The organism is Arenibacter aquaticus (assembly GCF_003957295.1).
In the GTDB taxonomy this organism is placed as follows: domain Bacteria; phylum Bacteroidota; class Bacteroidia; order Flavobacteriales; family Flavobacteriaceae; genus Arenibacter; species Arenibacter aquaticus.
Map to the genome: position 1 here is coordinate 1 of NZ_RQPJ01000002.1, position 12,879 is coordinate 12,879.

The window sequence follows — 12,879 nt, forward strand, 5'->3', positions numbered from 1 at the left end:
GAACTCGTTTACTCTTTTTTCTCGTTCGCTCTGTTTCCCAAAGCGGCTGCAAATGTACAACCTTTTTTTAACCTGCCAAGCTTTTTTTTGAAAAAAAATGTTTTTTCTTTTTTACCTGGACAAGCGGGACAACATCTCAATGAACACGGTGCCTCTAGCACCTCGCCGCCCTACTTCGCAATTGCTCCGTTAGCGGGGTGCAAATCTACCACCCTTTTTTAAATCCACAAGCGTTTTTTGAAACTTTTTTCGCTTTTTTTTCGCAACAAAACACAACCCTTTAAGTAACAATACATTATGTCTTAAAAAAATCACCACAAATATCTAGCCTAGAATAACAAGATAAGAAATGCTGCAAAAAACATGCACATCATGCCAATCAACAAACCTTTATTGGACATATTAAACAAAAAACACCACCTATATATATTATTGTCCTTTTATAGATACTGCACAACAGGCATAACCAGCAATTACAGCTACCACAACACAAGGCTCTCCCCCTAGACAAAAGAACAATAAGGGCATCCATACAACTAAGCAGTTGGGATAGCGCAGAACCTAGCCAGAGCAAGAAGAGAATCCTCCCCAAAATACTAACTAAAAAAAATGATATCAGGAAAAGAAATTCCACACCAAACCAAATCGTATCACGAAATCCCTATATGGATAGTTGGGTGCAGAATAAAAGTTGTTTTCGGTAAACGCTGAGTTAAAGTGCTCGGCCTTGAGGAATATCCTTGTTTGCTGAACACGGGCATTGATAAAGAAATCCAACATTGGGAATCCACCCAATTCTTCCTGGGATTGGGAATAGAACTCCCCCAAGACCGGATTATAGGCATCTGCCTTATATGCCGTAAAATATTTAAAAGTTACCCCGGTTTGCAGGTACATTGCCTTCTTAAACACAAAGCTGGAAAAATACAAGGTATTCCTAGTTACCAATTCCGGAACATGCAACACATCATTGGTCTGTGAAACATTTTGGTACATAACCGTATTGTTCAGCGCAAAACCTTTCCATTTAAATTCCTTGGCGTATTTAATCTTTATTAAATCTATGGCATTACCCTCCTGGAAGGGTTTAATAAATGCCTGCTCACTCCCCTCCTCTATGGTTGCACTGGGATCGGAAGCAAAATAGGTATAGTTATCCAAAGAAGTATACTTGGCCATTACATCACCTAGGACACTAGACTCAAGGTTAAATTGAAAACCAATGTTGTTCTGCTTATTAAAATCATCCGTATGTTGCCAATTATAATTTTGGTAATCACTTTGATATAATAAAAAATTAAAATCCGGCATTCTTGAAGACGAGTGAACGGAAAACTTAAGCTTGTTGTTCTTATTAATATCATAACTTGCAAAAGCATCCAACAAGCTTCCGGATAAATCCCCGGAGACATTGGCCTGGGCTGATCCGTTTAATTGAAACCCTCCAATTTTCTTCACGTATTTAGCCCCCACGGCAATCTCCTCCCCGCTCAATTGACTTTGGATCAATTGGGTTTCGGTCTGCAGAACCGAGTTAAAGAAATAATTATAGTGATAGTGATTTATATGACCGGTAAGCACACCCAAGGTTTTATTGGCAAATTGTGCACTCAGCTGATTAAAGGTAGTCTTTAGACTGGATTTATCACTAATTGCCGTCTCAAAGCTATCTCCAAAATAATCGTTTTGCCCACTTTGCTTGTACTGGTAATATTTGGTCTCATAACTAAAATCGTGCCCCAAGGTCAGCGAGGTCGTTCTTGCTTGGCCCGTATCGCGTTTTTTACCAAACAAGACATACCTATGATCCATATAATAACGTTTTCCCAATACGCGGTTAGTAGCATCCGAAAAAAGAACATCTATCCTGGAACGATCCGTAAATTCTGAATCCCCTGATTCAAACTGCAACTCCTTATTGGCAAGTCCGCCATTTTCTTCTGACTCCATATTCTGAGCCGCAATATGCGCCCGTAAACTATACCTCTCATCTTTGGTCTGGTAGTTGGAGGTTAGCTTAAAGTTTCCAGACTCAGCTTCATTATATTGATATTTCCCCAGAGACCTAAACCCTTTATATCCCAGCGAAAAGTTTAACCTTCGAGAGGTATTAAAAGCCAGAAGGGCATCTAAAAGCTGCCCTTGTTCAAAGGTTGTTTTAAACATTAGATCGGACATGGGGGTTGCCACATTGTAATATTTTACATCCCGCGCCTCCATGTAATTATAATGTTTAGCACTGGCCCCTATTTTGGGATACATATCCCGTTGATCAAAATTGACCCCCAGTTTATTGTAGGGTTGGCCCACATTGGCAAAAGGCATTAGCTCAAAATCATCCCTTCTTAAAAAGTTGTATTTATATTCCTTCTGTATAGAAATAGTGGTATCCAAAAAGGTGGTGTCCCGCTCATACCCAATAATCTTATAATCTTTAATGGTAATCTCCTGGGTGGCAACCTCTCTATTTTTCTTAGGTGGTATATTTTTAGTTGGGCGATCCACCTCTGAATCATCCCCATCCCTTGATGGAGGAATAGGGTTATCTTGGGCATTAATGGCTTGACTAAAAAACACTATTAAAAGTGTCACTATATATCTCATGCTACAAACTTACATTGACAAAGTTAATTTTTTTGTCCTTAATGAAATGTGAAAGTTTCAAAAACTAAAAAATGACCTTACCGCTGAAGCCACAAGAATCCCCGTAAACGAACATCTCCCTAACAAATGAACGACCCATGACACAGTAACCCCTCTTAGTTCCACAAAAAAAACCTGCAGGTTCCCCTACAGGTTCGCATTAAAGAAATTAAACTTGCTCTAGTTCAAGTCCCAGAACAACTGTGTTTCTGCTTCATCCCCACCTATAGCAGAGGAGGCAGAACTATAATTATCCCCGTTCAGGGACTGCTCAATAATTGGATAAGTATATCTATTTGGAAACCCGGAAACAGCCTCTACCGGAGTGGCCATAAGTGGATAATCCAATAATCTAATGGAAGTCCAAGCCTCTAATCCCCTATTAAAAAGAGCAATCCATTTCTGTGTTCCAATCACTTCTTTCCAAGGCATATCGGCAGTGCTGGCCAATATAGCCAAATCATAATCCACAGTAGGTTCTGCCAAATATGCCGCAGCCTCGGCTTCAGTACCTCCCCAGTCCAAAATGGAAGCTGTAATAGCGGCATCATAATGTTCTTTGGCAGTCCCTCCAACCTCAAATGATCTTGCTCTTGCCTCTGCCAATAAAAATCGTACTTCGGCATAGTCCAAGATTATTCCAGGAAAGGTAGCCTCCTCTATTTCGGCAGATACATGGGTATGTGAAGCGTAACTAGCAGTATTTCCAATTTCCCCTCCAAAATACACCACTTGTTCCACTGTAGGATCTGCATCCACGTTGGGAGCAAAATAATATTTCATCCTAGGGTCTGTAACCGTAACAGATCCCGGTACTACGCTTCGATCATCATCTTCATTGATCTCCCCATCCTCATTGGAATCTTCCAAGTACTCATAACTTCTGGGCTGCATAATATCTATAATAGTTGTTGCCGCAACAAAATCCTTTCTTCCACTTAAAACCAAATTATCATGTATAGGATTTGTATTGGGATCCGAACCTAAATATTCATACGAGGCATTATCCTCATTACCGGTAAACACCCCTGTATCCACAGCACTCTCTACCGTACTTTTGGCAAAGGCAGGATCTACATCAGATAAAAGTATACCCATTCTCAATTTTAAGGAAGCAGCAAATTTTTTCCATTTTACTACGTCACCTCCATAAATCCGATCGGCATCACCAAAACTTCCTGTACCCTCGTCCAAGGCGCCTATTGCAGTGGTTAACCTTGCCACCAAATCCTTATAGATTGTTTCCCCATCATCGTAAACAGGAAGTAGATTATCTATATCCAAAGCCTCTGAATAGGGAACATCTCCAAAAGTTTCCACCAAAAGAGCATAAGTATAGATATTCAAAATCTCAATAACTACAAGCTTATTCGGCTTTAAAGCTTCCAGTTCAGGAGTGCTGTAAGTGGTTGCCTCAATGACATTCTTAGCTTCATCCAAATCCTTTAAAACATCCTTATACAATACACTCCAATGTTTTTCAGGAATGGTTCTAGTAACCTGATCATAGTTACTTTCGTCCGTATAAGTGGTTTCTTGTAAATACTGGGCCCAAAGTTTAGTATTGTTGTTGTTCACATTAAGATCAACCACTTGGTCCACCAAGTTTTTCTGGGCTCCGGTAAACAAACTTTCACCCGGTACAGCCAATGGATCCTTGATATTCTCGTTCAGACTTTCCAAATCACTGGAACAAGAAGCAAAAATCACGGCGGTAATTAATATTGCTAATTTTTTCATATTTATTTTTTTTAAAATTGTAATTTAAGATTGACTCCAAAATCCCTTGTAGTGGGCAACGACCCAACAGAATACCCTTGCAGGTTACCAGCAGACAAACCTCCTTCCGGATCCTCATGTGGAATATTTTTGTTAATTATCCATAAGTTAGATCCAATAACACTTAAACTGGCATTGGTCAAAAAGGTATCGGCCAATAATTTACCGGGAAAGTTATAGACAAGTGCCACTTCACGTAATTTCACGTAGCTGGCGTCATAAACAAATGCACTGTCTGGCAAACCTCTTCTATACCCGAAAGCCCCAAATCTGTCGGCCCTTATCCTAGCCGTGTTTGTAGCACCATCTGGATTTACACCTTCGTTGATAAAACCACCACCATCAGCCAAGGAATTCCTGACGGGGTTACCCAAGTCATTAATAAATACGGTCTCCTCATACAGACCGGTTGCACGACCATAATATTGGTCCAATGAAAATATACTTCCTCCTTGTTGAATATCGATCAAAAAGCTCAAGGAAAAATTTTTGTAGTTGAACTTATTGGATATACCCATTAACCAATCCGGGTTGGTGTCTCCGATAGTCTGATCTGAAGTAGAGGTTTTAATATATTGCCCGTCCGAGGGGTCAACCACTCGCTCTCCATTTAAATATGTATAGTCTGTTCCGTAGATAAGTCCATAAGGCTTACCAACTTCCGCATTGATGGTTACCCCTCCTTGAAAATCTCCCAATTGCAAGGTTTGTATTCCATCTTCCAATGACACCACCTCATTTTTGTTTTTGGTCCAGTTAACACTTGCTGTCCAATTAAAGTCCTCCGTTCTTACCGGATTCCCGGAAATAGAAAGCTCTATACCCTTGTTTTCAATTTCTCCTGCATTAAGAATTTTTTTCTCAAAACCAGTTGCTCTTGACACAGGCACGCCAAAAATTTGATCAACGGAATTGGTTTGATAATAAGCCAAATCAAAACTCAATCTATTTCGCAAGAATTTCATCTCCAATCCTAGCTCAATGCTCTCCGTTCTTTCAGGCTTTAATTCTGGATTCTTTTTTTGATTATCCACAGAAGTACTTGGCGCCCCTGGCGGAATGTTTACATTATAGGTATCATACAGAAAGTCGAACGGCGCACTATTACCTACTTCTGCATAGTTGGCTCTCAATTTACCAAAAGAGACAAAATCAGCATTTAAAAGATTGGTAAACACAAAACTGGCAGCTATGGATGGATAATAAAAAGTACTATTGTCCTCTGGCAAGGTGGAAGAGTGGTCCCTTCTTAGCGTAGCATCAAGATAAAGCATACTTCTATATCCCAGGGATGCACTTGCATAAACCCCATCTACTCCAATTTTTTCATCCCTTTCAACAGGTAACGAAAGCGGACCGGTACTGTTTTGCAGTGAATAAAGCCTAGGAACACTCAGCCCACCACTTGTAGCCGAGTAAATAGATTGAAAATCATTCCTTCTAATATTGGTTCCTAAAATTGCCTTTAAATTAAAATCATCGGATAAGTCTTTTTGAAAATTAAAAAAGAAATCATAATTAGTCTCAGTAACATCCAGATTTCTTCTTCCGTAACCGGAGTCTACATTCCCCCTATTACCTGCGCTATCAGGAATACCAAAGCTTGTTGGAACACTACCATTGGCCCTTCTTTCCTCTTGCAATTCAGAATAGGTATCAGTAGCCACCCTTGCGGTAAAGTTCAGCCAGTCCGCAAACTCATAATTTAATGAAACATTACCTATAAATCTATTCCTACCGTCGTTTTGATAATTCTCGTAACGGGTCCAATATGGGTTATCCCAAAAAATAGGTGCCGAACCAGCATCACTGGTTGCCGGATTCCAGGTAACATTTCTTTTGGTTGCAAAATAAATTTCTTCCAGGTCTTTTATATCCACATTGGTTTGCCACCATTGCTTAAAATTACTGATAATATTATCATTATAACCCGTAGAATTACGACCCAATGCTTTGGTATTTATATAATTGGCATATCCAGTAATGGTTAAACGATCGGTCAACTTAAATGAGCCGCTCATTGAGAAATTATGCTTTTTAATGGAACTGTTCGGCATTAATCCACTTTGATCAAATCGAGTATAGTTCAATCTAAACGATCCATCATCCTCATAAGATCTCGCAAAAGAAACCGAATTAGTAGTTGTTATGGGCGTTTCAAAAAAAGTTATTGGTCCGTTTTTGGCATTTACCCAAGGGGTAGCTGTTCTGTAGTTTGGCGAATCCGGATCAAAAGAATCCCATTGATATACCATTAAATTGGAATCAAAGGGTGCGCCATAGGAAGCATCTTCCGTATATACCACTACCTGATCGTCATTGCCGTCTCCTGTAATATCTTCCTCATACCAGAATCCACCAGGCCCATCATAATAAGCCCCATAACCAGCGCCGTATTGATCTTGATACTTAGCAAAGGTACTTTTGTCTATAGAACCAATCGTGATCCCAGAATTAACGGTTATTCCTATTCCGGCAGCGTCCTTACCTTTTTTGGTAGTAATCATAATAACCCCATTGGCAGCTCTGGAACCATAAAGAGCAGAAGCAGCCGCTCCTTTTAACACGTTTACCGACTCAATATCTTCAGGATTAATATCGGAGGCAGTATTACCATAATCATAATAGTTACCACTTGCCTCGCCTTGATACTCTGAATTGGAATTCGTATTGCTTATAGGCACACCATCAACAACGAACAACGCTTGGTTACTCCCGGTCAAGGAGGCATTACCCCTAATAACCACATTGGTAGACCCCCCCATGTTATTGTTTTTTCTAATCTGAATACCAGCGGCCTTTCCAGAAAGTGCATTTACAAAGTTACCGCTCTTCACCGTGTTCAATTCCTCCCCTTGAACCTCCTGCGTTGCATATCCCAAGGATTTTTTATCCCGGGAAATACCCAAAGCGGTTACTACCACTTCTTCCAATGCTTCGGCATCCTCCTCCATAACTACATCAATAGTAGACGTTAAGCCAATTACCTTTGAGATACTTTTCTGTCCAATATAACTGAACACCAGTGTCTGTCCTTCTGATCCCGTGATGGTATAATTACCATCAAAATCGGTTTGTGTACCATTTGTAGTCCCCTCCACCACAATGTTTACACCTGGTAGTGGCATCCCCATTTGGTCTGTAACCGCACCTTTGATCGTCTTTTCCTGTGCATAGGAAAAACTCATGAACAACCCCAAAACCGGGGCTAAAATCCAAGTTAGCTTTGATTTCATATAGTTAATTTTTATGAATTAGTTAATCACAAACTTGTAAAAAAAATGTTAAAAATCCTAAATTTTATCACATAATATTATTTTTTTGTACCACTAATAACCGTAAGGTCATTGGATATTATCAAATTTTTGCGTATTGAGCCACCTATTTCCTATTCGATAAACTCTAATAAAAATCAATACAGTTTTAAGTGCTATTTCCCTCAGCCAGCATTCCACACCACAACTTATCTAATAGTGTGGGCGCTCCCCACTTTCTACTAGCCTTAAAAAAGCTTCTTTCTTATTTAAGAAAAACTGATAAGAGTAAACTTCCTTACTCTTTACCTCATAATTTGTACGCAACAACCAATCATCGCCATTAAATATTTCTAAATTTGACAAACTCTTAGGAAAGAGTAGGAATAGTGTACCAAAAATAGTCAGGACGGTCTGTTGTATAATTAGTGATTGTTGTTCTGACGACAAAAGAGTGTCCAAAATGTTAAAAGCCTATTACAAAACCCATCTTGAAGCAGGTACGGACGAGGCCGGTAGAGGCTGTTTGGCCGGACCTGTAACTGCGGCTGCAGTTATTTTGCCCAAGGATTATAGCAATGACATGCTAAATGACTCCAAAATTTTGACCGAGATTAAACGCAATAACCTAAAACCCATTATAGAAACTGATGCTGCCACTTTTGGGATTGCCCAAGTATTCCCTGAAGAAATTGACGATATTAATATCCTCAACGCCTCTTTTTTGGCAATGCACAGGGCTTTGGACCAGTTGACCACAACCCCAGAGTATATAATAGTGGACGGCAATAGATTTAATCCCTACCCAAATATACCGCATACCTGCATTGTAAAAGGTGATGGAAAATATTTGAGTATTGCGGCAGCCTCGGTACTCGCCAAAACGTACAGAGATGCCTATATGGAAAAAATTCACCTAGAATATCCAATGTACAACTGGAAAAAAAACAAAGGTTATCCCACCAAGGAACACAGGGAAGCCATAAGGCAATACGGTATTACCAAATACCATCGTAAAAGTTTTAAGCAATTGCCAGACCAACTAAAACTAGACATTTAAAAATATTAAATTTGCTGAAAGTTTTATTTATGAAATATAGATTACTCCTAGTATTTTCTTTATTCATTTTTACAATAGGGTGCGAAGAACAAGGCACCACCACCGACCCACTACTCCATTATGTTCCCCGGAATAGCTCCATAATCATAAAAATAAATGACAAGCCCTCCTTTTCTAGCGAACTGGAGAATAGCGACCTACTAAAAACACTATCCTCTACAACAACGTATAATGCCGTTTTGGGCAAACTAAAGTCGCTACAATACATACACCCCTCTGGAGAAAGTATATTGGCCTTCGTTGAATTGGGGAAGGAGAATTTTGAGCTGCTCTTGGTTGCAGAAAACACTAATGACCTTTTCCAAATATCCGAGGAGCCCAATGTTGTGGTTGAAAGCATAAACTACGAAGGAAAAAGCTTTGATAAATACAATATAAATAATACCAACTTCTTCTCTACCGTAATAGACAACAAAATTATAGTGGGGTCCTCACAAATATTGATTGAAAACCTAATAAGAAACAACAAGGAGCTTAATGTGGCGGAGCCCCTAACCAAGCTCTACCAAATAGCCAGTAGTCAAAGTAGTGCCAACATTTTTATAAATGCCAATAAAAGCAATTCACTACTTCACCACATCTTAGCCGATGCCTTTAAGGTGAAAATTTCTAAATTTACCGATTGGATATCCATGGATTTTAATACCAACAAGGACCATTTAAAACTTAATGGAATAAGTATGGCCCAAGACTCTATTATGAGTTTTGGAAGTCTTTTCAAAAACAACCACGCCCTAACCCCTAGGACTCCAAATATAGCGCCAATGGGGGCCGATGCCATACTGGCCTACACTTTTGACGACTATGAAGCCTTTGCCCAAAATCAAAAAAAATATTTGGACAGATCAACTGTGTTGGATGCAACCTTTAAAGCCGTAGAGGAAGTTGGCCATGTCTTTTTGAACAATGACAAAGCCGTAATACTTCATACATATGGCTCTGAGGATATTCTTAATTTTTTGGACAGCATTAAAAAATCATCCCAGGAATATCAAGGCAATGAAATTATAGCCCTAAGTGAATCGGATTTTTTAGACATGTACTTCACCCCATTGATAAACGGTTACAAGGCTAATTATTATACCATCATAGAAGACGCTTTTGTGTTTGCCAATACTACGGAGACCCTTAAAACCATTATAGGCAATTTTAAAAATGCTTCTACCTTTGAGAAGACCTCCACCTACAATACTGCAAAGGCACAGTTGGCGGATGAGTCCTCCATACTGTTTGTTTCCAAGGCCGAGGGAATTGAATACTTTTTAAATGAGTATTTTAAAGAGGACTTAAGAAAGGATATTAAGATCAAAGATCTTGACGAATATTCTTTTGCCAGCCAATGGGTTGCCGATGATAATTTTCATCATACCAACATTCTTTTTCAAAAAATTGCCCATGAGACCACACTCAATAAAACCATACCGTATTTTACACTACAACTAGAAACGGAAATTGCATCCCTACCCCAGTTTGTAAAAAACCACAGAACCAACAAAGACGAAATTGTAGTTCAAGATAATGACAACAATCTTTATTTAATCTCTACTGACGGCAAAATTATATGGAAGAAAGAATTGAAAGGCAGAATACAAGGACGAATAGAACAGGTAGATCTTTACAAAAATGGCAAACTGCAATTAGCCTTCACAACCAACAACCAATTTTTGATATTGGATCGAAATGGCAAGGAAGTACTGCCTTTCAACCTCACTTTTGATGGCGGCAATTTAAATCCCCTTGCTGTTTTTGATTACGACCGGAAAAAAGACTACCGCTTTGTTGTGACCCAAGGGAACAAAGTGTTCATGTACAATCGTCAAGGGCAGATCGTAAAGGGCTTTAAATACACTAAGGCAGAGCAGCCCATCATTGGAACACCTAAGCACTTTAGGGTAGGAAGAAAAGATTATCTAGTGATGAAACTGGAAAGTGGTGAACTAAAAATACTATCAAGAACCGGGGACGTGCGCGTACAAGTACCCAATAAGATTGATTTTTCCGATAACGAAGTACTCCTTCATAAAAACAAATTCACAGTAACCGACACCAAAGGGCGACTATACCAAATTGATCAAAAAGGAAAATTGACCACTGCCAATCTAGACTTGCTCCCCGATCACGGCTTGGATGCCACCACCAATACCTTGACAGTGATGAACGACAACGTACTAACCATTAGAAGCAAGAAAGTAGAATTGGAACTTGGAGTGTATTCCAAGCCCCGAATTTTCTACTTAAACGATAAGATCTATGTTAGTGTAACAGATATTCAAAGTCAAAAAATATACCTTTTTGATAGTCAAGCTAAGTCTATTTCCAACTTCCCAGTGCCAGGGAATTCACTTATTGACCTTAGCGATATGGATAGAGACCACAAATTGGAACTGGTAGCCAAAGACCAAGATAACGCCATTATTGTTTATAAGATCAACTAACTTTAGAATCTAGCTTTAACACTACTATAAGGTATAGGTTTTTATAATTTTAGAAACTCCAGAGTGGCCGCGTAAAGACCATACACCAGCCCTAATATGCCTAAAACAAACTATTTGTTGGTTTTATAACGATTTGTGATAATATCTTCGAGAGACAACTAAGTAGTCACCGGGGCCATTAATACAATAAACCAAGCCACTTATACACCTGTATAACGATAAACCCCTATTTTTTTTATTTTTAGTATAGGGTTAGTCTACAATAAGTTATAGACACACCCTATAAGGCAACACTAAAAATAAAGATTATGAATCGCTTCAAAATTTTCCCCAAAACACTTCTATCCTTTCTATTCATATTTACATTCTCAACTACAGTTCAAGGACAAATTTTAAAAAAATTGGGAAAACGGGCCCAAAGAGCTGCGGAACGCACCATTGAAAGGCGTGTAGACAAAGAAACTACCGAAAAAACGGACCAGGCCCTGGACAGCATCTTGGAGCCAGGCAGCAAGGGTCCTTCCACCAATCCGCAGGTTGGAGATCCGCTACCTCCATCAGGACAGGGAAATCCTGGGGTTAGCAGTGGTAATAGCGAAGGGACGTTCCCTACTAGTGGTGAAAAAACCATTGAGGTATATAGCAAGTTTGATTATGTACCAGGTGACAAACCCCTTTTTTATGATGATTTCTCCAATGATTTCATTGGCGATTTTCCATCCAAATGGAATACCAATGGAGGTGGGGAGGTAGTATCAACGAATAATTCTGAAGTTAAGTGGCTGGAATTAATTTCTGGATACAACATTTATTTTATTCCAGACGTCCCTAAACTTCCGGAGGATTACACCATTGAATTTGACATCATGGCATTGGGCCTGGACAGACAAACTTCCTCCACTGCAAAGCTAAGGATAGCCCTGAGTGATGACAACAAATTTAAGAATGGCGCTAACTTTGTTCACGCATCCATACCTTTCTGCCAATATTCCCCTATAGGCATTACCATGTCCAACCATATAAACAACAAAAGGGAAATTTACAGTGTGGTCCGGGCCGATCTTAGAGATGAAATAATGGCTGGCCCGCACATATCCATAGCAGTCAACAAACAGCGCTTTAGACTATGGGTCAATGAAGAAAAACATATAGACATCCCAAGGATCGTTCCCCAAGGAGGTATTCTGAGCACTTTAAAATTCAATATGAATAATTTTAAGGACGGTAAGGAGCGTGTATTTATAAGCAACCTTAAAGTAGCGGAAGGAGGACTGGACCTACGCCGTACACTTATTTCTGAAGGGGAAGTATCTACCAACGGTATCCTATTTCATTCCGGTTCTGCAAATCTACAGCCCCAATCCATGGGCATTATTCGGCAAATTTCCCAAGTACTTCAACAAGAAAACAGCATGAATCTTTTAATAATAGGACATACAGATTCGGACGGACAAGAAGACACCAATCTAACCTTGTCCCAAAAACGCGCCTTAGCGGTAAAAGAGGCTTTGGTGAGTGTATACGGTATAGATGGCGGTAGGCTACAGACAGATGGTAAAGGTGAAACGGAACCTGTAGGTGACAATACTACCCCTGATGGCAAAGCACAGAATAGAAGAGTGGTTTTTAAAAAGATATAAGTACTAAT

General features: G+C 39.5%; 7 protein-coding genes. 4 read left to right on the top strand and 3 right to left on the bottom strand.

Features of this window, described 5'->3' with window-relative positions:
- On the top strand, positions 1-222 hold a 222-nt coding region (locus tag EHW67_RS20635; RefSeq protein WP_238389832.1), incomplete at its 5' end, for a hypothetical protein.
- Positions 223-615: 393 nt separating this feature from the next.
- On the opposite strand, the gene EHW67_RS03130 is transcribed toward EHW67_RS20635, so the two are convergent.
- The 3 genes from EHW67_RS03130 to EHW67_RS03140 form a co-directional block, all read right to left on the bottom strand.
- Positions 616-2,604, bottom strand: coding sequence for a putative porin (locus EHW67_RS03130; protein WP_126160908.1), 1,989 nt, complete (start codon positions 2,602-2,604; stop codon positions 616-618).
- 219 nt (positions 2,605-2,823) lie between these two features.
- Positions 2,824-4,383, bottom strand: coding sequence for a SusD/RagB family nutrient-binding outer membrane lipoprotein (locus EHW67_RS03135; RefSeq protein WP_126160909.1), 1,560 nt, complete (start codon positions 4,381-4,383; stop codon positions 2,824-2,826).
- Positions 4,384-4,394: 11 nt separating this feature from the next.
- Positions 4,395-7,658: a SusC/RagA family TonB-linked outer membrane protein gene (locus tag EHW67_RS03140; protein WP_126160910.1), complete on the bottom strand. Its 3,264-nt coding sequence runs from the start codon at positions 7,656-7,658 to the stop codon at positions 4,395-4,397.
- Positions 7,659-8,139: 481 nt separating this feature from the next.
- On the opposite strand from EHW67_RS03140, the gene EHW67_RS03145 reads away from it, so the two are divergent.
- The 3 genes from EHW67_RS03145 (at position 8,140) to EHW67_RS03155 (ending at position 12,871) form a co-directional block, all read left to right on the top strand.
- Positions 8,140-8,736, top strand: a complete 597-nt coding sequence (locus tag EHW67_RS03145) for a ribonuclease HII (protein ID WP_126160911.1) — start codon at positions 8,140-8,142, stop codon at positions 8,734-8,736.
- Between the two features lie 29 nt (positions 8,737-8,765).
- Complete coding sequence (locus EHW67_RS03150; protein ID WP_126160912.1) at positions 8,766-11,231, top strand: PQQ-binding-like beta-propeller repeat protein; 2,466 nt, start codon at positions 8,766-8,768, stop codon at positions 11,229-11,231.
- A gap of 308 nt (positions 11,232-11,539) precedes the next feature.
- On the top strand, positions 11,540-12,871 hold the full coding sequence (locus tag EHW67_RS03155) for an OmpA family protein (protein ID WP_126160913.1): 1,332 nt from the start codon (positions 11,540-11,542) through the stop codon (positions 12,869-12,871).
- Positions 12,872-12,879 lie beyond the last annotated feature (8 nt).